This is a genomic window from Wolbachia endosymbiont (group B) of Protocalliphora azurea (assembly GCF_947251865.1).
Taxonomy (GTDB): domain Bacteria; phylum Pseudomonadota; class Alphaproteobacteria; order Rickettsiales; family Anaplasmataceae; genus Wolbachia.
This window is the reverse complement of the sequence record NZ_OX366394.1, coordinates 697943-721553: the sequence shown is the minus strand read 5'-3', so window position 1 is coordinate 721553 and position 23611 is coordinate 697943. Positions and strand designations below refer to the sequence as shown.

Annotated in this window: 20 protein-coding genes and 4 pseudogenes; 18 read left to right on the top strand and 6 right to left on the bottom strand. The window is 32.9% G+C overall.

Annotation, left to right across the window (positions count from 1 at the left end; genetic code table 11):
• Positions 1-201: 201 nt before the first annotated feature.
• A complete protein-coding gene (locus OPR35_RS03410) occupies positions 202-1368 on the top strand; it encodes an ankyrin repeat domain-containing protein (protein ID WP_373051521.1) in 1167 nt (388 codons plus the stop codon).
• A 27-nt stretch (positions 1369-1395) separates the two neighbouring features.
• Positions 1396-1873, top strand: a pseudogene (locus OPR35_RS03405) (transposase).
• Here the strand turns inward: OPR35_RS03405 and OPR35_RS03400 are convergent.
• Complete coding sequence (locus OPR35_RS03400; protein ID WP_007302671.1) at positions 1863-2240, bottom strand: TraR/DksA family transcriptional regulator; 378 nt, start codon at positions 2238-2240, stop codon at positions 1863-1865. The pseudogene OPR35_RS03405 and the gene OPR35_RS03400 overlap by 11 nt on opposite strands.
• A 108-nt stretch (positions 2241-2348) precedes the next feature.
• On the opposite strand from OPR35_RS03400, the gene OPR35_RS03395 reads away from it, so the two are divergent.
• On the top strand, positions 2349-2996 hold the full coding sequence (locus OPR35_RS03395; protein WP_007302672.1) for a heme exporter protein CcmB: 648 nt from the start codon (positions 2349-2351) through the stop codon (positions 2994-2996).
• Between the two features lie 78 nt (positions 2997-3074).
• Positions 3075-3903 (top strand): annotated as a pseudogene (locus tag OPR35_RS03390) (IS630 family transposase).
• Between the two features lie 182 nt (positions 3904-4085).
• On the opposite strand, the gene OPR35_RS03385 reads toward OPR35_RS03390, so the two are convergent.
• On the bottom strand, positions 4086-4796 hold the full coding sequence (locus tag OPR35_RS03385; protein WP_007302673.1) for a class II aldolase/adducin family protein: 711 nt from the start codon (positions 4794-4796) through the stop codon (positions 4086-4088).
• 235 nt (positions 4797-5031) lie between these two features.
• On the opposite strand from OPR35_RS03385, the gene OPR35_RS03380 reads away from it, so the two are divergent.
• Complete coding sequence (locus tag OPR35_RS03380) at positions 5032-5616, top strand: AAA family ATPase (RefSeq protein ID WP_265025006.1); 585 nt, start codon at positions 5032-5034, stop codon at positions 5614-5616.
• Here the strand turns inward: OPR35_RS03380 and tsaB are convergent.
• The 3 genes from tsaB to ubiG all read right to left on the bottom strand — a co-directional run bounded on the left by tsaB (position 5586) and on the right by ubiG (position 8595).
• On the bottom strand, positions 5586-6191 hold the full coding sequence (tsaB, locus tag OPR35_RS03375; RefSeq protein WP_007302675.1) for a tRNA (adenosine(37)-N6)-threonylcarbamoyltransferase complex dimerization subunit type 1 TsaB: 606 nt from the start codon (positions 6189-6191) through the stop codon (positions 5586-5588). The genes OPR35_RS03380 and tsaB overlap by 31 nt on opposite strands.
• Positions 6191-7321, bottom strand: a complete 1131-nt coding sequence (locus tag OPR35_RS03370; RefSeq protein WP_007302676.1) for a cation:dicarboxylate symporter family transporter — start codon at positions 7319-7321, stop codon at positions 6191-6193. The genes tsaB and OPR35_RS03370 overlap by 1 nt, the downstream gene beginning before the upstream one ends.
• Before the next feature lie 107 nt (positions 7322-7428).
• Positions 7429-8595, bottom strand: coding sequence for a bifunctional 2-polyprenyl-6-hydroxyphenol methylase/3-demethylubiquinol 3-O-methyltransferase UbiG (gene ubiG, locus OPR35_RS03365; RefSeq protein ID WP_052264730.1), 1167 nt, complete (start codon positions 8593-8595; stop codon positions 7429-7431).
• A gap of 145 nt (positions 8596-8740) precedes the next feature.
• Here ubiG and dnaG point away from each other — a divergent pair, with 145 nt between their 5' ends.
• The 7 genes and pseudogenes from dnaG (at position 8741) to OPR35_RS03335 (ending at position 15766) form a co-directional block, all read left to right on the top strand.
• A complete protein-coding gene (gene dnaG, locus OPR35_RS03360; RefSeq protein ID WP_019236374.1) occupies positions 8741-10474 on the top strand; it encodes a DNA primase in 1734 nt (577 codons plus the stop codon).
• Positions 10475-10572: 98 nt separating this feature from the next.
• Positions 10573-11871: a Na+/H+ antiporter NhaC family protein gene (locus tag OPR35_RS03355; RefSeq protein WP_007302679.1), complete on the top strand. Its 1299-nt coding sequence runs from the start codon at positions 10573-10575 to the stop codon at positions 11869-11871.
• A gap of 143 nt (positions 11872-12014) precedes the next feature.
• Positions 12015-12296 (top strand): annotated as a pseudogene (locus OPR35_RS07510) (DnaJ domain-containing protein); the annotation flags it as partial.
• Positions 12297-12350: 54 nt separating this feature from the next.
• Complete coding sequence (locus tag OPR35_RS07400) at positions 12351-13775, top strand: TomO hydrophobic C-terminal domain-containing protein (RefSeq protein ID WP_458694360.1); 1425 nt, start codon at positions 12351-12353, stop codon at positions 13773-13775.
• Between the two features lie 237 nt (positions 13776-14012).
• A complete protein-coding gene (locus OPR35_RS03345) occupies positions 14013-14360 on the top strand; it encodes a ferredoxin family 2Fe-2S iron-sulfur cluster binding protein (RefSeq protein ID WP_007302681.1) in 348 nt (115 codons plus the stop codon).
• A 7-nt stretch (positions 14361-14367) separates the two neighbouring features.
• A complete protein-coding gene (locus tag OPR35_RS03340) occupies positions 14368-15381 on the top strand; it encodes a hypothetical protein (RefSeq protein ID WP_007302682.1) in 1014 nt (337 codons plus the stop codon).
• Positions 15365-15766: a cytochrome c-type biogenesis protein gene (locus OPR35_RS03335; protein ID WP_012481753.1), complete on the top strand. Its 402-nt coding sequence runs from the start codon at positions 15365-15367 to the stop codon at positions 15764-15766. Before OPR35_RS03340 ends, OPR35_RS03335 begins: the two co-directional genes overlap by 17 nt.
• Before the next feature lie 59 nt (positions 15767-15825).
• Here the strand turns inward: OPR35_RS03335 and OPR35_RS03330 are convergent, their stop codons facing one another.
• A complete protein-coding gene (locus OPR35_RS03330) occupies positions 15826-19095 on the bottom strand; it encodes a UvrD-helicase domain-containing protein (protein ID WP_265025004.1) in 3270 nt (1089 codons plus the stop codon).
• A gap of 74 nt (positions 19096-19169) precedes the next feature.
• Between OPR35_RS03330 and OPR35_RS03325 the strand changes: the two genes are divergently transcribed.
• The 6 genes and pseudogenes from OPR35_RS03325 to OPR35_RS07505 all read left to right on the top strand — a co-directional run bounded on the left by OPR35_RS03325 (position 19170) and on the right by OPR35_RS07505 (position 23590).
• Entirely contained in the window at positions 19170-20036 is an 867-nt protein-coding gene (locus tag OPR35_RS03325; protein ID WP_265025003.1) for a 4-(cytidine 5'-diphospho)-2-C-methyl-D-erythritol kinase, read from the top strand.
• 3 nt (positions 20037-20039) lie between these two features.
• A complete protein-coding gene (locus tag OPR35_RS03320) occupies positions 20040-20387 on the top strand; it encodes an Mth938-like domain-containing protein (protein ID WP_007302686.1) in 348 nt (115 codons plus the stop codon).
• On the top strand, positions 20381-21190 hold the full coding sequence (locus OPR35_RS03315; RefSeq protein WP_015588476.1) for a metal ABC transporter permease: 810 nt from the start codon (positions 20381-20383) through the stop codon (positions 21188-21190). The genes OPR35_RS03320 and OPR35_RS03315 overlap by 7 nt, the downstream gene beginning before the upstream one ends.
• Before the next feature lie 114 nt (positions 21191-21304).
• Entirely contained in the window at positions 21305-21487 is a 183-nt protein-coding gene (locus OPR35_RS03310; protein ID WP_007302688.1) for a hypothetical protein, read from the top strand.
• A gap of 5 nt (positions 21488-21492) precedes the next feature.
• Positions 21493-22512, top strand: coding sequence for a DNA polymerase III subunit delta (gene holA, locus OPR35_RS03305; protein ID WP_007302689.1), 1020 nt, complete (start codon positions 21493-21495; stop codon positions 22510-22512).
• Between the two features lie 142 nt (positions 22513-22654).
• Positions 22655-23590, top strand: a pseudogene (locus OPR35_RS07505) (IS5 family transposase).
• Positions 23591-23611 lie beyond the last annotated feature (21 nt).

The window sequence follows — 23611 nt, the reverse complement described above, 5'->3', positions numbered from 1 at the left end:
TTGCCTTTTTTCTATTTGAGAAATTTTTTAATATTGAGATTGACTCTAAGTAGTATAGAGATGTTATTCCAGTATCAAGGACTGAAGTTTCCTGATCTACAATATTTGTACAGTTATGAAATAGACGTAATTTGACATAAAAAGCTTTACTTTTTGAAATTTTGGGTTACGTTTAATTTAACATATTTCAGTGGGGAATTTATTGTAGGTAGAAAGGAAGCTTTAAAAATATTAGGTTTTCAATCAAGCGATGCGCCCAGTGAACAAGAAATTAAATCAGCGTATAGAAAATTAGCCTTGAAATATCATCCTGATAAACATTCAGGTAAAAATGAGGTTGTGAAGAAACAAAATGAAGAAAAATTTAAGCAGCTAGGTTCTGCATATGAATTTCTTACTAAGGAAAGCATAGAAGAGGTTACAAATCTAACTGACGAAAATTTAAATGAAATTAATTCGCCTGGAGATTTGAGGTTTTACTTAAGTAGGGCTCTATATAATCAGGATATAAAGTTTCTTGAAAAGCTTTTTTCCAAATTCAAAAGCAGTAAAGATGGAAGATTTGGTGATTACATCAATGAAAAACTTATTTATATTTACTTTCCATTATCTATTGCTTTAATGCAAGCTAAAGATTCAAGAAATTATAGTATTTTGAAACTTCTTTTAGAAAATGGTGCTGATCCTAATATAAAGCTATTACATAATGAAGCTTCGTTATACTATTGTAGGGTTATCGATGACAGCAGAATTGTAGAGTTATTGTTACAATATGGTGCTGATCCTAATATGTTAGATAAAAATGGTAAAAATCCGTTGTTTAAAGCGTTTTTGTGTGATGATGATCATACTATGGAAATACTTTTGAAATATGGTGCTAATCCTAATATGTTAGATAAAAATGGTCGAGTTCCATTATATCAAGCAATCAATTGTGACAACGATAAACGCGAAAAATATGTAGAGTTGCTTCTAAAGTATGGTGCTGATCCTAATCAGAAGGTTAATGGCTCCAGAGTTATAGAGTGTGCTCCATATTTCACTAATAATGGTGTAATGAATTTGATTAAAACGCTTACTCTGCCATACGGTAACAATGATAAAGTTAAAAGGTTGATGGCTGAGTACGGTGGAGTTGATAGACGTTATCTACGTGATCAAACGATACTGACTTGTTGTTGCTTAACAGTAGCTTCTGCTACTTTTTTTAGTATAGCTTCTCCTTGGTGTTATATACCAACAGCAATATTTGCACTTGCCGCGTGTTTTTTCATTAAAAATGCTGTACATGCTGCATTTTTTGCAAAAGAACCTTCTACTGAGTTTACCGAAGCTAGAGCTTGTCCAGAGATTAGTAAAAGGCTATAATATCTAAAGTTTTAGTGCTGGGTAAAGATGAGAAAAAAGCATCCAGCAGACCTAAGTCAAAGGGAATGGACAAGAATAGAAAGCTACTCCAGAGTATCATACAGGAAAGGAGGAAGGTCGTCAAAGTATAGCAAAAGAGAAATATTAGAAGCAATTTTCTATGTATTGTGTATAGGTGTAAATGGCGGTATTTACTATGTGATGGGATACCAAGGAGAAAATTTAAAAAATCATATAAAGGAAGAATATGGTATGGATATTGAGATTGTCAAAAGGCCTTCATGTAGGTTCTAAGTCAACAAAGACACACCGCCTTAGCTACTACCAATGAGGGGTTTAAAGTGCAGCCAAGAAGGTGGGTTGTAGAAAGGACTTTTGCTTTAGGAATAGAAGACTATCGAAAGAATAAGATTTATTCACTGAAAATTTCATATATCTGGCTATGAGTAGAGTTATGTTAAGGAGAGAAATATGCTTGAATTCGCGAACAAGTTCTAATCATTAATGTTATACACGTTCTTTTCTTTTTCTATTCTCTCTTGTTCTTCAATACAATACATAGCAAGCGGATTAGCTTTAAGTCTTTCGACTCCTATTTCTTCTCCCGTTCCATCGCAGTAACCATAAATGCCTAATTTTATTTTTTCCAACGCCTCCTTAATTTTTTCTTTTCTATCTTTTCGGCGCTTAATTAATTCTCCATTTTCACTATCAGAATAAATACTACTATCTTCTAGATCTTGTTTCTCCAGTTCAGAGAGTATTGATTGTAACTTTAAGCTAAAGTATTCCAGTTGTTTTACGTTCATATATTCTTCATTTTCTGAAGGAACGTAATCTTCCGGTAACTTTATTTTTATTAATTTTTCCATAGCATTATCAATAAAATATATTAAAACTTATATAACTTGTAAACACAAAAAATTATACTACCCTCAAAGTAAACACTATAATTTATAATAAACATTTAAAATCCTGGTATGATTAGTTTGGTAAAAAAATTAGTAATAAATGATAATAATCTTACTTATATAGTATGTATTTTTATTATAATGTTAAGTTTATCTTCATATACACTTGAAAACAACAGTAAACAAGAAGTCATATTAACATTAACATGGATATGTGCTACATTTGTTTTGCAGATCTCTACAAATAATTTATTTACATCTGATTATCATGATGGAATATTAGAGCAAATCTTTTTACAGCCACTCTCTTCTAGGCTGATAGTTGCTTATAAAATCTTCGCTCACTGGTTGTTATTTGGGTTACCGATTTCAGTGATTTCTTTCATGTTCAGCTTTGCAATTCTAGGCAATAATATTGAACATTCAATAGCAGTTGGAGTGTCTTTATTATTTAATACGCTGATAATCATTAATATTTCAGCTACTGGAAATGCATTGATGATTGGTCGAAATAACTTAGCATCAGGAGTGTCGCAAATTCTTGTTTTGCCAATGATAATGCCAACTTTTGTATATTTCAAATTGCTAACTCAATTTGAAAATTTATCCTTGAATATTTATACACTACTAATCACCATCTTAGTTTTTGTCATTTTAATTGTTAACAGCACTATAACTACTCACATAGCATTAAAATTTGCTGTGGAGCAGGATTGAAAAAACTTACTAGTTATAGCCCTTCTCATAATAGTCCAAAAAGAGTAAGATATGGATTGATAGTAGTGGAAGGTAAGGATGCCAGTAGCAAATAGTTATGACTTAAGAAAAAAGGTAATGGAAGCATTGGATGAAGGAGAGAGTGGAGAAACTGTTGCCAAGAGATTTAAGATCGGAAAAACAACTTTATATGAGTGGAAGAAAAGACGTGAGAAAACGGGAGATTTTCAATCAAAAAAGCTTGGAAGCGTGGCATAAAATTACCGACTGGAATGCATTTGCCGAATTTGCAAATGAGCAAGGTGGCAAAACTCAGTCAGAGATGCTGGGGCAATATTAGTAGACAAACAATTCATCGAGCACTTAAAAATATAGGATTCACAAGAAAAAAAAGACCTACGGATATAAAGAAAGAAATGAAGAAAAGCGAGCTCAATTTTCAAAGGTTATAGCAACAAAAGAACCTAAAGAATTAGTGTATATAGATGAGTCTGGCATTGATAACACTGAACCTATGGGTATTGCCAGAAAGGACAGCGGTTTTATGCCCTAAAATCTGGAAAGAAAACTCAACGAATTAGCATGGTTGCAGCCTTAAGTGGAAGAAAAATAATTGCTCCGTTAACCTTTAAAGGCCACTGCAATATGGATATCTTTAATAAATGGTTTGAGCAGTTTCTGACACCGATTTTGGAACCTGGACAAACTGTTATCCTTGATAATGCTACTTTTCATAAGTCTAATAAGATTTGCTAAAGGAGTTGGTGCAGAAATTTTATATCTTCCTCCATATTCTCCAGATTTCAACAAAATTGAGCATTATTGGTTTGCTATAAAAAACAGAACCAGAAAAAACATTCCTTTATTCAAATCTTTTCGTCATGCTGTCGATTCTTCTTTCTTATGACCTTTTTGGACTATTATGGGAAGGGCTATATTTACTTGTATCTGCTTAGTTAAGGGTGTTAACTTAAGTAGAGATGGAGACATTAGACTTCTTGCATGAATTACAGCGTGTGAAACCATTATTGGATTTCAGACTGGCTGGTTATGCAAGAAATCTAATATCTATCGAAGAGTCAGAAACTTTTATAACTTACCTTTAATCAACCTAACCCATGCGTGCCAATCTCTCTCACCAAGATTGCTTTCGAAAGACAGAAGATCCTTTACGGCTTTTGAGCAAATTTCTTCACTTGGAATTGACAACTCCCTATTCATTGCTAGCATCAGGCATTGAGTTTTACAAGCTTGTTCTAAGTGATACGTATAAAACATTGCTTCTTGTATAGTCTGACCACATGTTATAGATCCATGATTGCGCATTAACATCACAAAATTTTCTTTCAAATCAGCTATTAATCTTTTTCCTTCTGTATCATCAAGTGCCAGGGAATTATAATCATGGTAAGATACCTTATTATAAAAGTGCAGCGCCCACTGACTTATTGGGAGTAATCCATCCTTGAGAGAAGAAACTGCTACAATAGAAGGTGTATGTAGATGAAAAATTGCTTGAATATCTTTCCTTGCTTGATAAATGAAGCCATGGATTACATAGCCAGTTTTATTATATTGATATTCTTTGCCTTCAATTATATTCCCATCAAACGATACTTTCATCAATGAACTTTCATCTACTTCATAAAAACGTATACCAAACGGATAAACATAAAATGACTTTTTATCTTCAGAACGTACAGAGAGATGAGTATACGTATGATCATCTAATTTAAGATAAGATAAAATTTGATAGGCGTTAACTAGGTCTCTTTTCAACTCACTATTTGTTAATAACATAGCTCTTGACTAAAATTTTCTAAAGATTTATACGTAAAAAAAAGTTTATTACAAACTAAAAGGTGAACCTACGTTAAAATACTAAGCACTTTTACTTGCCTTAGGTGATTAGAGTTTACATTTCTAGATTACATAGTATTTTAACTATAAAAGCGACTTTTTATGTAATGTTTCATATGTTTTAAAGCCTTGTTTTTATGTTATTATAATTGTAGGTTTTAATATTAAAAATAATATGATAAACGTTGAGATAAAAAAACAGCTAACAAAATTTTTCATATATATCACTGGTCTTCCAGGAAGTGGTAAACTTTCTACAGCAATAGTATTATCTAGTATGATAAATGCAGTAATTGTAAGTGGACTTGAATATAATCAAACTTCCAAAGAAGCTCGAGATAGAATATATAACACTACACATGTTATGTTTCAGGCAATAGAAGCCTATCCTATTGACTCAAAAAATTATATATTTGTTGATGAATTAATTAAAAATAATGATTACAACATAAGAATATATAACTCAGTAGTAGAACTTAGTAAAAAAATGAGCACAAAAATCCTCCCTATAGTACTTAGGTGCAATCCATTGATATTACAAGAGCGTACTATATCAAAAAAGCAAAGAAAAAATAGGAAGGTTACTAATATAAATAGTATTAAATTTAGGGAGGAAGATTTATTTGTACCACAAAATGCTATAGAGGTAGAAAATTCAAATATGAGTATAAAAGAAGTAGCAGAAGAAATAGTAAGTCAGATATACAAACTTGGCCAAATTAATAGTGTTTACGCAATAGGCAACGATTTCATATACTGAGGCTCATTTAAATATAGAGCCTCAACTCCATTTAATTTTTGTTTATTTTTTAGTCTATAACGGACTAATAGCCCTGCATGGCTAGCATCCAACTTTGGTAAACTGCAATCCATATATGTAATGCAGTGCGTTTCAGGCTGGAGTTCACTTACTACAGCAGGATTTGATAGCGGTAACAAATTGAAATCAAATAACTGCGTATAAAACTTTTGATCATCTTCGATTATAGCTTTAATATTTTTTTTGCTATTTGTACAAAGTAGCGATATTGCATATGCTTGAGCTTCCAGGGCACTAACCCCATATAACGGCTTATTTGTAGCAAGATTTATACCTTGTGCAGTTGATATACCAACTCTGATTCCAGTAAAACTTCCTGGTCCAACTATCACTGCTAAATGGTCTATTTTATCGTAGCTGTAATTATGCTTATCAAACAAAGTATTCAGTATTTGAAAAAATGATTCTGCATGACTATTGTTTGCAGAATTGCGTTCTACAAAACAATTACCATCGTAATCAATTACTGCTATTGAACTACCAGCACCTACAGTATTAATTGCTAGAATGGACATCACTTAAGCTTATCATAGAGCTTTGTAAACATCATAGTGAACGCACCGTTACCCATAACATTTGCTGAAGTTATTATTGGGTCAAACACTATATACAATGCTGTAATTAATGAAAGCATCTCTGGGGAGAATTTAAGATACTTCTCAAGAACGGGCAACATTACCATAATCCCTCCCGCTGGAACTGCAACAATAGCAAATTTAAATAACAGAAAGTAGAGAAGGAAAGTCACATAGTCTGTTGCAGACAATGCACCACCAAAAGTCATTATCATTGATAGTATTATAATAAAAAAGCAATCACCTACTAAATGAAAGCTAGCGGTTATTGGCACAACAGACGATGCTATATCATGCTGCTTTACATTTTTTTTGCTTCCTTCAAGAGTAAGCGGCATAGCTGCATTACTAGACATTGTGCTCATTGCAGTAATAAATGCTGGTATCATATTACCTATACTAGCTATCCAGCTTGTGATCTTGAACGAATTTGCTGCTCCATATAAGAGAAAAACATAAAGGTAGGTTGCAGATGATATAATAATAAAAATTATTGAGTAATCCTTAAATATTATGGGTAAAACCTGATCATGTTCCATTTTTAAAGCAAGACCAAGTACAAACATTGGAATAATTGGCGTCAAAAATGTCTTCAAAATAAAGAGAGTTAAATCTAACATTTTGTTCGAGAGCTCTTTGCTTTTTTTTGGTAATATTGTGGACACTAATATGCTTAACACAAATCCACAAGCAAGGGCATAAAAATTAGAAAGCAATGCAGGTATCCTAAATGACCATAAAGGAACAATTGTTTCTTCATATGTTATATCTTGTATTGAATAAGTGTTTTGTGTGATGAAATGCCCAACAGAATAAGCTATTAAACTTGAAGCTAGATTCGACAAGAAAATCGTTATAATAAGTAACAATATAAACTTTATAGCCGACTGCTTAAGATTGTTAACACTACTAAAGATTAATGCAAAAACAATAAAAGGCATTATAAATAGTAAGATCTCTTTTATACTAAGGCTTATTGAATACAAGAAGGTTTTCACTTCCATTGGAACTAGATGACCAAAGAATACAACCGAAGTGATAACAGCAAGTAAGGTTAGTAATTGTAACATATTCTAATATAGCGATACCCTATGGAAATACATATGATAAATTAGCTGCTAAGTAAAGTAAAACTGCCTAGAATATTTGCATTACCTTCTAGTACTTGAATGAGATTTCAAATTACAACGTTTCCACAAAGTATATAATTAACATCCACACCTTTGGTCAAGTTCCATTCACGCTTTATTACATTATATTCCATACCAGTCATATCTTGTAGTGTTACATTGTTCTCTCTTAGATGATTTGCAATTTCTGATGGCTTGAGAAATTTATTCCAATTATGTGTGCCTTTTGGCAGCCAGTTTAATATGTACTCTGCGCCGACTATTGCAAGACAGAAGGATTTAATAGTTCTATTTATCGTCGATATAAAAATTAGCCCTTCTGGCTTCAACAGCTCTATTGCTTTTTTCATGAAAAACTCTAAATTATCGACATGTTCAACCACTTCCATCAACAAAACCACGTCATACTTCTTGTCATTGCTTAGCTCTTCAATGCTAGTGTGTGTGTATTCTATATTTAACCCTACTTTCTTCGCATGCAACTGTGCCACTTTTATGTTTTCCTCACATACATCTATTCCTGCAACGCTAATACCAATACGCGCCATTGACTCTGACAAAATGCCACCACCACAACCAACATCGAGCAATGATAGTTCTTTTAAATCGCATTTTTTTAATTCTTTTATTTTCTCAACGATGTATGATACTCTCACAGGATTCATCATGTGCAATGGCTTGAATTTGCCATTCTCATTCCACCATTCACCTGCTATTTTAGCGAATTTTGATATTTCATCTTCGTTATAAGTTTTTGTGGTTTTTTTCTTGCTAATATTGCTAAGTTTATCAAGGCGTTCTTTATGTCTACTTTCTTTTGAAAATTCTGTTTCGAGGAATTGTTTGACTATGTCTTTTGCTAATCCACTCGCAGTAAACCCTGCACCAAGACAAAGTATATTCGCGTTGCCATGCTCGCGAGCTAATTTTGCGATCTCAACACTATTACATAAAGCAGCGTAGATTCCTTCAAAACGATTTGCCACAGTACTCATGCCCAAACCTGTACCGCAAATTAATATTCCATAATTTGCTTTTTTGTTTGTTATATCTTCTACAACTTCAGCAGCATAGTCAGGGTAGTCTACACTCTTTTGTTCAGCAGTGCAGCCACGGTCTATCACTGTATAATCTAAAGTTTCCAAGTAAGCCTTTATTTCTGATTTTAGTTCATAACCTGCGTGGTCTGAAGCAACTGATATCACATCTGACATATAAGAAATTGCAACTTAAGGGTATTTATATGGGTAATTTATTTTGAGCTTTTTGTCAAGCTCTTCTGATCTTTCTGAATAAATTTCGAGTCAGATATGCATAAATTCTATATAATTTTTATCCTACCACTACTCATTCGGTAAAATGGATCATATAGATATTATAAAGTCAAAATTATTGTTGTCCGACATAGTAGGAAAAAAAGTTAGGTTAATAAAAAGAGGAGATAGTTTTGTTGGACTCTGCCCATTTCATAACGAAAAAACTCCATCTTTTTCGGTCAGCAATGTTAAGGGCTTATATTACTGTTTCGGTTGCTCAGCTCATGGTGATGCGTTTGAATTTATTTCACAAACTGAGGGCTTAAGTTTTAAGGAAGCGTTGGAAAATTTGGCATCTGTTGCAGGTGTTGAGTTACCCAAAAACCTCAGCTTTGCTAAAGAAAATGACAAACTGTTTTCAGCACTGAATTTAGCTGCAAGTTGGTTCGCGCAGAAAAATCGAGGTGTTATGGCTTATTTAAGGCAGCGCAAGATCTCACTCAAAATCATAGATAAATTTAGAATAGGTTATGCACCAAGTTCTGGCTTGAAGGAATATTTGAACTCCTCTGGTATTAAAGACGAGATTTTGATCGATGTTGGGTTAATAAATAAGAATTCTCGTGATTATTTCTATGATCGGCTGATATTTCCTATACACAACATCACGGGCAAAGTTATTGGTTTTGGCGGACGTGCGCTGAACTCTGAGCAACAGCCGAAGTATCTAAACAGCCCAGAGAGTCAGCTCTTTAAGAAAAGAGAAAATTTATATGGATTAAACTTTGCTTTGAGTGAAATACGCAAAAAACAGCATCTATTTGTTGTTGAAGGATATATGGATGTAATAGCACTACATCAAGCGGGAATTAGCAATACAGTTGCTCCGCTTGGTACCGCAATTTCTGCAGAGCAGATAAAAAATCTATGGAAATTTGCTAAAGAAATTTCCATCTGTATGGATGGCGATAGTGCCGGACGTCATGCTGCTATTCGAATTGCAGAACTTGTTCTACCGATACTGGAGCCTGGATACACATTGAAGTTCGTAACTTTGCCAAACAATAAGGACCCATACGATATATGCAATGAGCTAGAATATAAGACAGAAGACGTACTCTCTGCTTTTAACCACTCAACAGAACTGCACTCTGAATATTTATGGCATCACATAATTGGTAGCAATTTGCAAAATTATGAAAAATTTGCTCCGGAAAAATATTCAATTCTTGAGCACAAGTTCATGAAATATGTCAATGCTATCGGTAACAGCAGTATTAGAAGGTATTATAGAGATTATTTTTACAATAAGGTCAGTGAATTAAGAAGAAACTTTAAAAAGCTGATTTTTAATAGCAAAGCAACAAAAGGTGAGTATCTTTACAATAAATCTCCAGAGCTAATTGAAGCAGAGCAAAATCAGGCCATAATTTTGCGTATAGCCGTAGAATTTCCTGAAATCTTGAACCGTCCTATATTTTTTGAGCAATTTTCTCATTTCGAATTTACTAATGAGATGAAAAAATTACAACAGTGCGTAATTAATATGGTAACTAATGAGAGCAACTTTAATAAAGAAATTCTGCTACAGGAGTCTAGTGTTATAAAGTTTATATTTGAAAAAACTAGCGTACTAAATAGTCAATTAAGTGAGAAGAGATCGGCAGAAACTGTCTGGAATAACATAGTATTACGGAAAGAATTAAATGTATTACAAGAAGAAAAAATTAAAGCAAGGCTGGGCGGTAATTTTGACTTAGAGGAAAGGCTAATAGAACAAATAAAGCAAATAGAGGATAGTATACAAGAAATGCAAATGGAATTTATTCAAAAGTAGATGGCTTAAGATGTTCAAAATTATTAGAAAAACACTGTATTAGTATTTGCTTAAAATAGCTTATTCTAGTATATTTCTGGTTTGTTCAACTACGATAAGTGTTTTCATTTCTTCCTCTTATTATCTTTCTAGCCTTATACCTTGGAAGTGGTATTTATTTTTCTTTTATCGGACTTGGTAATCCTCTTCATCAAATTTCACCGTTAGTTTGCTTATTACCAGCATTATTTTTTGCTGTTCTATTCAATAAAAACAAAATTCAACATAGTATTGATACTCTTATAAAAGGTATGGGTAATAAAACTACTCTTACCGTATGTTTGATTTTTCTATTTGCTGGAGCATTTTCTACTGTTACTGAATCGCTTGGTAGTATAAATGTTATTACTAACTTAACTATTCGATTTCTTCCAGCAAGATTATTACTTCCTGGAATGTTTTTACTTTCTACTTTTATTTCAAGTGCAATCGGCACATCAATCGGAGTTATTGCACTTATAACACCAATAGCTGTTAATTTAGCACAAAATGGAGCTTTTGATTGTGCAGTGGGTGTTGGAGCTGTGATAGGTGGGTCTATGTTTGGCAGCAACCTTTCAATGATATCTGACACTACTATTGCTGCTACTTCTTCACAAGGAGCTTCAGTAAAGGATAAAATAAAACTCACTTTCAAGACAGGATCTGTTACAGGTCTTATAATACTTATTTATCTAGTAATAATTTCAAATAGTACAGAAGTTGTTTCTATCTCAAGTCTGAATTATTTATCCATAGTCAAAATTATCCCTTATATATCTTTAATAATTATGGGTTTATTTGAAATAAACACTCTAGTAACATTAGCTATTAATATGGTTATTGCTGGGATATTAGGAATAGCTTTTTTTGATTATTCTCTTATTGAATATTCTCGTGACATATATAGGGGTTTTTATAAGATGAATGAAGTAATGATATTTATTCTCTTCAGTAGTGGATTAAGCCACTTAATGTACGAATACAGTCAGAAAAAGATAGATATATTCACCGATAAGGTGAATATGACAAAAACTCAAGCTGAATTTATGATTGCGGGAATATCATCTCTGTTTACTATTTTAGTTTCCAGCAATGTTGTTGCTATTTTATTAACTAGTAATATTGCGAAAAGACTTGCACAAAGATATAACATTGCACCACACCGTAGTGCGTATTTATTAGAAATATTTACTTCTATCACAAAAAGTATCTTACCTTATGGTTCTCACGTATTACTAGCAAGCAGCATTGCCTCTCTGTCACCTATCATCGTACTAACAAAAGTATATTATTGTTTTGTTTTTGCAGCAGTTGCAATAAGTGAAATAGTGATTAATGGCAGACGTCATGCGGTTGTAGCTCCTCAATTACCATAAACAACTCTTTAAATTTTCACTCAATTTGTTGATAAATTAACAAATATTATAATCTTTGCTAAAATACTTATATAGTACCAATTCTTTTAAAGACATAGTATTACTAATGTTATAAAAAATGTATCAAAATAGTGGAGAAAAAAATGCCTGATTATTATGAAATATTAGGAGTAAAAAGAGATGCTACTCATGGTGAGATAAAAAAAGCATATCGCAAATTAGCATTGAAGCTTCATCCAGATAAATTGCTTGAGGAAGTGAAAGAGCTAGATAGGCTAGAAGGAAAGAAGAAGGACGGAAGGCTACTATCACAGTCGGAAGAAGATCAACGGGCTCAACTTGAAGAGAAATTGACAAAGTTCAAGGAAATATCAGTAGCACGCAAAGTGTTATCTGACCCAACAAAAAAAAGCCAGTACGATAGAGGAAAGTATGAGTATGGGGATTGTAGTGATGAACTGGAGTTGTTGCGGGAAGAGATGAGTAAACTTAAACAAGAAGAGAAAAGAGAAAAATTTTTTAATGAAATATATATTATGTATTGTTCGAAAAGTCAAAAATTAATCGAAGAGAAAATAGAAAGGCTAAAGAAGAGTTTAAAAGAAATAGGCAAGATGGGCAAAGCTAAAGAGACTGAAGAACCAACTGAATCCGAATATGTAAGAACTATTCTGGGATTGTTGTTACATATCCAGTCAAATAAGTATGAAGAGTGTGATGATATAATAAAGAAAGTTACAATTGATGCTGGTGACATTACATTTCTAGTGCAAATTGCTATTATGTACGATCGTGTGGCATTTTTCAAGCTCTTTGAAGGAAGGATAGAAATATCACGAAATGAAATCTTAAGCTATGCTTATGAATACCAATCTGAAGAGTTTTTGGATTATTTTTTTAATAAGTACTTAGATAAATTAGATATCAACTATAAAGATAAAGAAGGAAATACAGCTTTACATCATACATTAAAATGGTTGGATTTGGGTAAATCGAAATACCAAGGTTTTGTCAAGTCACTTCTTAGTAAAGGTGCAAGGCTTGATGTTAAAAATAGCAAAGATGAAACTCCATTTGATCTCTTGGTCAATTATGCTACATACTTCTCTCGTAAGGAAAAAGTAGTAGAAAAATTAAATAATCTTTCGGTGGTGCTTAGTGGTTGTAAAACCGATGAGCTAAAGAAGCTAGAAGGTACTTCTGCGTTGAATGAACTAGTAGATACTATTGTTAGATATAAGCATAAAAAAGCTCTAGATCTTCTAGTTGAAAATAACATAAAGATTTCAAGTACTATTTTAGAAGGTATTGTTAAACACAATTGGAAAAAAGAGATTTTTGATTGCTTTTTACATAGAAAGAAATATAATTTTCAGGATGAAAATGGGAATACACCTCTACATCATGCTTTAAGAAACTTACAGCCCTATACGTCAATGCTTCGCAAAGTTGAATCACTTGTGAGTGCAGGTGCGAGATTTGATGTTAACAATGACCAAGGTGAAACTCCGTTTGATCTCTTGGTTGAATATGTTGAGAAGGGGTTTTATGGTCAAGCGTCAAGGTTAAGTTATGCTTGGAAGTTGTTTAACAAATGTGAAAATAAAGATGTACTAAGAGAGCTAAAATATAAAGATGGTACTCCTGCATTAGATAAACTAAATGAGCTTCGTATTAAGTGTCGTAATACTTCTATCATAGTTGCTTCTACGTTAGCAGTAGTAGGAGTTGCTTTAGAAGTAGCTATTGCAGTCTACTCAGGAATGTTAGCGTTAGGGATAGGAATTGGAGTTTGTTGTCTTGTTGTTGCTGCAATCACATACCATTGTAATAGTCCTGCAAATTTATTGAAAGATAGCAATGCTGAAGTTGCAATTAATCAAATGGCATTAGTAAAATTATAACTTAAGATCAGAAGAAATGGCAGATCAAGTTTAATAATGTTAATTCAGTAATATATTTAGTAAAATCTAAAACTAAGAAAATTCTATACTTGCAACTCTGTGAGATGCTGGTGGTATCTATCTTACTTTCTTGATAGGAATACAGATTACAAGAGATAGGCGATGGAATTTCAAAGAGTTTGCAAATAATAGTTATTATTTGTAGAATATAGAAAAGTTAATAGAGATTTTAATAGTATGCCATCCGTTACTTTTATTTTACCTGATGGAAGTAAGAAAAGCTATGAAGCTGCAGAAGGAGAAACTCTGCTTAATTTAGCCCACAGAAGTGATCCAGATCTGCTTGAAGGTGCATGTGAAGGCTCTCTTGCTTGTTCTACATGCCATGTGATTGTTGATTCAAAATTTTATGATGTTGTAGAAACACATAACCCTATATCTGATGAGGAAAATGATATGCTGGACCTAGCTTTCGGTTTAACAGAGACATCGAGGCTTGGATGCCAAATAAAAATCACAAAAGATATTGACGGTTTGTGCGTAACCGTGCCCAGAGGTACAAGAAATATATCATTAGATAAATAAGAGGATAATGCGTAAAATTTTTATCTATATTCTCATCTCCTTACCTTTGTTTATTCCTCTAGCTTATAGTGGTTTTTGGTATTTTTCTGCATTTAAGGTAAAAAGTCTTTTAACTGATTACATTAATGACGAAAAAGTTGATATTTCACATGATTTTAAGGGGTTTCCTTTTAACCTAGTTTTTCGTGTAACGAATCCAAAATTTTCTAATGAGCAATTAACTGTTTCATCTGAAGCTTTAATGATAAAAAACAGATTATTTGATAAGTCAGTATATATCTATATACCAAGCAATAAAGTAAACATTGCTGTCCGTAGTGATGAGAAAAAGAATATAAAGTGTCACACACACGTGAGTAGCCACTTTGTTGTTAAACTAAATGATTTACTATCTTCATTAAAATTCAACAGAAATAGCACTGTAATAGACTATATAGATACATTTCGTTACGAAGATTATGGATTAAAATGTGATGTTTTAGAAAATCAGCAAAGTGTTATAACTGAAGTGAATGATAAAAGTAATTACATTCAATTTCACTTTGATAAAGAACTGAATGAAAATACTAAACTAGAATTTGATTTTTATACTTACCGTTATAAACATACTGCAAGTCCTGAAAATTACCTTAGTGTCGACGCTAAATTAGATTATGAATTTGTAAACCATATTTCAGCTTCTAAGATTAATTTCAACATAGAAAAATTTTTGATTGAGAGTAATAACTTTTCTATTGCTGCGAATGGTGGAGTAAGTAATTACAATTTAGTTACATCTTCATTTGAAGATAAAATCAATGTAGCCATATCAAATTATAAAGAATTAATTTCGTTTGTGACTAATGATTCAAAGACTGCAGATAAATTGGAAAAATCAATATCTTCCTTATCAGAAAAAATCACTAATAACGACATTCAATTTTCAATAAAGTACGACAATAATGTAGGTTCAGGCTTTATTGGAAAATTATCCACTACTGATTTTATCACTCAATTCACCAAGAATGAGAATAGTAATTAGCTTACTTTTTACATTGATATTCCATTTAAGCATAAATGCTTTTACTTTGGATGATAAACTAAGAGACGAAAGCATGGAAGAGCGAGCAAGTAGCTTATTTGCAGTAATAAAGTGTCCAGTATGCTCTGGTGAATTATTATCCGAATCTGAGTCTCAAGTTGCATATGGTGTGCGTAAGACAATTCGCAAGAAGATCAGTGATGGATATACTAACGAGCAAATAGTTTCAGAGTTAAAAAATTCTTATGGAGATTCAATTATCATTGTACCACCTGTAAAATCTAGTACCTACATTTTATGGTTTACTCCTTTTATAATTCTTCTTATTGGATGTTTTCTAGTACGAAAATCAGTTCAGAAAATAGATAAAGTAGTAAAAAGATAACTATAGAGTAAAAGTGAGTTTACAACAAATGCAAGTAGCTACTATACGAACATTTGAGTTTAGATCAAAGATTGTAAGGTTAAATCTTCCATCCAAATAACCACGCACTCTACCTGCTTATCTGGGTAGACTTCTTGCACTAAGGTTTTATAGATCAACATTTGCTTTTTTATTTCATTTGATGAGGAAATAGAAACGTTATGGTGTGATTTATAGTCAATTATGATTGCTTTGTCTTCTGTTATGCACAGTCTGTCTAGCCGCACTAATACTGGTTTTCCGTCAATTGTTCCACTAAGTGGAATTTCTGATTTGCCCTCCAAGTCGAACAGGTAATCATATTTTTCATTAAAGGTTAATATTTTGCTGTAAATTTCATCCTTATCTTCACTAGTGTTTATGCTATCAAGATATTTCCTAACCCAATTTTTTCTCCTGTCTTTCTCTATCTTGGGCATATATTGCAATATACTGTGAATTATTAAGCCTCTTGCATAGCTGTCTGTCGTCCCAATGCTCCTTTTTGTCATTCCAGCATTCTCATCTGTCATCCCAGTGCTTGACACTGGCTTTTTTTCTCCAGGTTCCAGCGTTACGTGCTGCAATGACATTGATAGGTTTGATGGAGGTGAAATCACTGGAACATCAAAATAATCACGTTTTTTATAAATAGAAGGGTAGTTTGCATTCATGCATAGCACTTCAACTTTTTCTTTAAATATCGGCTGTAAGTATAGTTTTTTCCTCTCATATAATGCTCCATATTGAATAACTAGATCATACCAAGAGCCCTTTTGCACTGGCTCTTTGCCTAAAATGTATAACTCATCTTCAGCACGCGTAAGTGCCACGTACAGCAAACGCAAATATTCGTTATAATCCTCTAGTTTTTTCTCTCTTTTTACTTGATTACAATAAGCATTACTATTTTTGCCACACCAAAATGGTGCTTCCGTTGCATCAAACAAAATATTTTCGCTGTTTCTTGGTACCGTATTTGTGTCAACTAAAAACACTATTGGAGCTTGTAGACCTTTTGATTTATGAATTGTCATTATTCGTACAGCATTGAGTTTTGATTGCATATCGTTTTTAATCTCAGGATTATTTTCTTTGATCCACTGAACAAATGCTTGAAGAGATGGGTGCTCAAATTGCAATACGAGGTTCATAAATTCGTCTAGAATCTCGAAGCACTCAAGACCTAGCCTTGCAGCAAATTTCTTCCTGCCTGTGCGCAATATATGAGTGAATAGTGTAAGGGGGGATTTTGTCTGAGATAAATTAATTAGATAGTTTAATTCATTAGAGATAATCTCCTGATAATCTTGAAGTTTTTCCCACAACGACTGTTCTTTACGATCGTATGCAATATTGAATAAATCATCCTCAGTGAAGTTAAATAGCGGTGATTTTAAAACATTTGCAAGAGCAAGATCATTTGCCTGGAGGAGCAAAAATTCAGCTAAAGCTATTAAGTCCTGCACAGCTATGTAATCCATAATTCTAAAATAATCTCGGCCTATAACTGGTACATTTACTTTTTTTAGTTCACTTATTATGTAATCAACTAACACATTTCGCTGCCGTACCAAAATCATAATATCCCTTGGTTCTATATGACGATCTTTGGCGACTAAAATCCGCCCTTCGTTTAACCAATTGTGAATTCTTTGGGCTATTGCCTGAGCAAGTAATCGATCCTTTACTACATAATCTTTCCTCTGTGTTAAATGAATTTGTAAGGCTTGCTGCTCTTCCTCTTCATATCTTGGCAGTAACGGCCAAATTTCAATGTATCCTTGATCGTTTTCTCTATATGGAATATGTTTTATCTTGTTATCATTGAAAGATATTTCTTCACGAAAATTGTTAAATATTCTGTCTACAAGCATCAAAACTTCTGGAGTTGAGCGAAATGACTTTTCAAGTTGACATGATACCCAATCTCTGCCACCGGTTTTCGTGTGAAAATATTGCTGCATGTAATTAAATAGATGGGGATTTGCTCCTTGAAATCTGTAAATGGATTGTTTTACATCCCCAACAACGAATAAAGTTCTCTTTTCGTCACCACCGGTAAAAAATTCATTGCAGAGATTTGTTATAATTTTCCATTGACTGATACTATTGTCTTGCGCCTCATCAACAAGAATGTGGTCTATTTTTTGATCTAGATTAAACAATATCCAATCTTTATAGCCTGGATTGCTAAGGAGATTTGTTGCTAAATTGATGATATCATCATAATCAAGCAGTGCATTCTTTGATTTTTCACTATTATATAGATCAACATATACTTTAAATATACTAAGTAAACTACTGGTTCTTCCGAATATTTGATAAGAATTTATGTCCTTTACATGGGTAAACAATGCATTTTGAATGCTTTCTATCATTTGCTCTACGTCTTCAAATTTTTCCAAAGCACCCTTTGTTATAATGGATGATATGCTCTTTTTTTCGTACGATTCTGATTTGAGAAATACTTTAGCTAAGTTCTCTATCTTGTTGTCATCCAAGTAGCTGACACTGGGATCCATATTTCTTTTTTTTTGGGTCCCAGTGTCAAGCACTGGGATGACAACATTTGGTACGGACGATTTTCTGCTATTACACCAATCATAAAGTATCGCACTGTAACTCTGATCTCTTTTGCTGCCCTCACTTAATATTTTAGCTAATCTTTTTATCTGCTCAATCGTTTCACTCTGTAAATCGTGAATCTTATCTGGGGCACTTAGTTTATCTTTGATATACCCTAAATTATTTTCTAGAGCTGATCTCTTTATACATAAGGTATAGAGCAAATCACTCAGCTTGTTTTCATCAAATTCAGCTGCAATGATATTTATATCGTCCTGCACAGTTTCATTATGAAGCGTTTTTTCAAATATGATGGAATGCAATTCTTTACATTCGCTCAACGTACAATTTGGAGCGATACCAGCTTCTGTAGGAAAGCTGGAGATTAATTTGTAACAAAAGGCGTGTATAGTTTGAATATTAAGACCAAGATTTTCCAGTTCAGAAAAAAGCCTTCTTGCTCTTGTTAAATAATCTTTATTTTCTCTGGTTACACACTGGGCTAATTGTTCTAAATCTGCGACCAATATACCCTCTGGATATATTGCCCACTTACTAAGTGTACTGTAAATGCGATCCTCCATTTCATTTGCTGCAGCATTGGTGAATGTTAAGCAGAGAATATTTCTCTTATTCTCTAATAGAAGTCTTAATACTCTGTCTATTAAGATCTTTGTTTTACCTGTACCAGCTGATGCACTTACCCATACAGAGAAGTTAGGATTTATGGCATTTGATCTCATTAGGAGTGTATAAAGTTTGACTGAAGTGGCATTTCAAGTATAGTAAATAAGATAGTGTTAGTGAAGATATACAGATGGAAAGTTTTTGTGTAAAGGCTCCTGCAAAGATCAATCTTTTTTTACATATTATAAATAGAGAAGAAAGAGGGTATCATTTAATTGAAAGTTTGGTTGTCTTTGCTAAACTTTCTAATTTTTTAGAGATAAAAGTAGGAGAAAAAAACTTTAGATATGATAACTCTACAGTTGAATTTGTAAATTCTGAGTTTAGAATAAATTATCGATATAATACTATAACGAGAGCAGTGAGTCTACTGCTTAGGCATGCTCCTGTACGCACTAAAGTCACTGTGAAGGTTGTAAAAAATGTACCAATTGCTGCGGGATTTGGTAGTGGTTCCTCAGATGCTGGAGCTGTGATACGCATGCTGGGAGAGCTTTGGAACATTGATAGGCAATTTTTAAATGATATAGCTTTAAGCGTTGGTGCTGATGTACCTGCAAGTATAGATAGTAAGCCAGTTTTTGTCAGAGGTGTTGGTGAGGAATTATGCCCCATTAAACAATGCTCTTTACCCACAAGTCTGGTACTTGTGAAACCGAAAAAAAAGTTTTTGAATACATCAGAAGTATTTTCCAAGTATAAAGAGGATTTCTCTCAGCCAATTAAGTGGAGTGATAACACTGAGGAGAATTTGTTAGAGCTTCTTCAAGAGACAAAAAATGACCTGCAAGAAGCAGCAATAAGTCTTGTACCTGAAATTCAGAATGTAATATCAACACTAGAGTCACAAGAAGGCTCTATACTTTCTCGTATGTCAGGTAGTGGTGTAGGGTGTTTTGGAATGTTTGATAGTGAAGAAAGTGCAAAAGCTGCAGCGGCAAATATCAAAAAGGAATATCCAGAATGGTGGGTGTGCGACACGGAATTAATGGTTTGATTTATGCCCTTAATTTCCAAGAAGAAAAATCTTATAGATGGTTACAGGGAAGAAAGATTTTGGGTAAATAATCAAGAATATCATGGCTCAATTATAATTTTTCCTGAAAAGGTGATTGAATTGAAAGAAAGTGATATAAATAACAAGGAGTATTTTAAATCTTTTTTAACAGAGGAAATAGAGATTTTGATAATAGGTACTGGTAAGATACGCGATTGTTCAATGAAGTCTTATCTTATGGAGCAAAAGAATTTAAATTTTGAATTTATGACGACGGGTTCTGCATGCAGAACCCATAACGTTTTAATATCTGAAGATAGATTTGTTGTCAGTTATCTGATAGCATGTTAGAGATATTTACACAGAGTTTTTTTATAAACAGTCTAATTGCGGTAATTATGATTAGCCTAGTCACAGGAGCTCTAGGGTCATTTATGATATGGCAAAGGTTATCGTATTTGGGTGATAGTTTGTCCCATTCTTCATTGCTTGGTATTGCACTTGCTTTGATCTTTAATATCAGCCCATCGGTAAGTATAATGCTCATTGCAATTATGTTTGCTATACTACTTTCTCTTAATTTTAATAAATTATACTCTGCTGATACGATATTGAACATAGTTACCAATGTAGTTTTATCATCGAGTTTAATACTTATGTCTTTTCTTCCATCAGGTAATAATAGTATTATTAGCTCACTTTTTGGTGACATATTAATGATTGACCAAAGTAATATAATATCAATTTTTCTAACCTCCGTAATAGTTACTTTGATATTAATATTTAGATGGCGCTATTGGCTGATGATTTCGATTAATCAAGATTTGGCAACAGTTGAGAAAGTAAATGTTAATTTTGTTAGGCTAGAATTTTTGATTATACTCGCTATCTTTATTGCAATTTCTGCTCAATTAATAGGAATATTACTCATTGCTGCATTTTTGTTAATACCTGCTGCATCAGCAAGACTCATTTCAAAAACTCCAATGCAAATGATTATTGTTGCAACAGTTTTTTCTGTGATTTCTGGAGTATCAGGTTTGATATTATCTGCAAGTTTTGACTTATTAACTGGACCTGCAATTATACTTATCGCAGCTGTGTATTTAATCATTGCTTATTTTATAAGATTGGTGTTAAGTAGATCGACTTAATTTTGGTCTCGGAAGTTCATAATTCATTAACAAATGAGTGTAACTATCTGAGCGTAAAGTAGTTTTTGCTACGTTGTTTTTATGTGCTAATTGTTAATTTGTGGAGTGAAAGATATGGCCGAAGGATTTTTTTCTAGATATATAGGACAGCCTATAAAAAATTTTTATAATTATGTTACGGGAAAGAAAGAAGTGTCTGATGATATGCAGAATACAGCAAATCAAGAAAGCTCAGAATTGTTGGAAACTGATGTGCAATCAAATGATGTACCACCAAATAGTGATAATATAATATAGATGGCATGAGAATCACGCCATCTAAAGTTAAAAAATTCCTTGAGAAACCGGATACTTTAAGTGGTGTATTAATTCATGGGAGTGACAATAGTAAGGTCGATATTTTTGTACAGGAAATAATTGCCAACTTGAATGAGTATTCAGTTCAGGTGATGGATTTTGCAGTAGTGAATAAGTCGCCTGGCTTGTTATTTTCCGAGTTGGCAAACATTTCGATGTTTACTAAAAAAAGGTTAGTTAAGCTGATAAATGTCAGTGGAAGTATATCTAAAGAGTTAAGAAACATATTGGATCATAATATAGGCGATCATTATATAGTAATGATAGCAAATGATCTTCCATATAGTTCTACAACTAAAAGTTATATGGAAAGCTCAAAAATTTTCGGTGTCATTACCTGCTATAAGGACAGCGGTAGTAATCTTTGTGATATTATATCAAGTTACTTGAAACAAAATGATATAGAGTGCACAAGTGAGATAATCTACCACTTGCAGTCTTATTTTAATCATAGCAAACTGCCTATATATTCAGAGCTTGAAAAATTAGTTTTATATCTAGGAAAAAGAAAAGATCTTAAACTTGCTGATATAGATCTATGCTTTTCAACCTCCGGCAATGATTATGTTACACTTGATAATCTGTGCTCTGCAATAGTGAGTAAAGACATGGGACAATTCATCAAAATTTCCGATGTATTGATATTACAAGAGAATTTTTCACCGATAGCATTAATCCGTATTATATCAAATTATTTTCTACGGCTAGAAAGCGTTTTGCTGTTAATACAAAATGGAATGAATGAACAAGCTGCAATTGACCAGCTGAGTCCTCCATTGTTCTTCAAACAATTGCAGAGTTTTAAATCTCATTTGAAAAGTTTGCAACTTTCAGAACTTAAGAAGATCTTAGAAAATTTGATGAGCTTGGAAGTGACTTGTAAAAGAACTGACTTGGACCATAAAATGATCTTTCAGCATGAGATTAACTATTGGTGTTATTCGTTCAGCAGAGTAGTAAAATAAGGTAGACGAGAAAAAACAACTAAATGTTGTCATGAAAGTAGCTGACACTGGGATGGCTTTGTTGCATCACTCAAGTAAAAAGAGCTAGCAGTTACTGACAAAATTCACTATAAGACAAGCATTTAACCTACGAAAGAAAAATATGTCACAAAAAATGAGAGTCAGTAACTGCCATGAATATAACAAATTTCTCCAAGAGAGGGGAAATATTTTTCATTTTATTAATGAAGCAATTGAGAATTGGTACGAAAAAGGTCCAAAAATGGCTGGTGGCAACTATATTTATAGCGATAAAGTTGTGATTTTAGTGCATATAGTCGCTAATCTCTTTAGAATTGGCTTAAGACAAACGGTAGGGTTTATAGAAGGGTATTTGCAGCAAATAGGAAAAAATTTGCAGATTATCAGCTATTCACAAGCTTCAAGGAGGTTTAGAAAACTCAATATTAAGATCAGTGACTGTAGAGTTAACAAAAATGATACGGAAGGTATTGAAATTGCCATAGATAGTACAAGTATCAGATAATACCCCTGGTCACAGTAAGGAAAATAGCGAAGTATCGCAGTTATAAACAGGTAAGAAAGCTGCATGTAATGCTGGAGATAGGTAGCAAAAAAGTCATAGCTGCAAAATATAGTAGAGGAGTTTATTCTGATCATTACGGAACCTGTGATCTTATTGAAAGAGTTGAAGCTCAATATAAGCACACTGTATGGAGATAGGGCATATAACCGAAAGAAATTATATAAATTGTGCAATGAACTTGGGATAAAGACAAAAATTCCTCTGCAAAATAATGCAGTAGAGCATCCAAAGTTAGACTATATGGCAGAGAGAAATGCTGCAATTAGACTAATAAAATCATATGATAAAGATAATATAAAGATGTGGAAAAGGCAAATAAACTACGGAAAAAGATCTTATATAGAAAGTTTTTTCTCGCGACTGAAACAAATATTCGGATTTAATTTTCGTAACAAATCTGAGATTAATCGTGAGAAGGAACTGCTACTCAAGTGTTATTTGCTTAACAAATTTACTGATTTTGGTATGGCTAAATTTGAAATAGTTACATGAATTTGTCGTAAATCACCACTA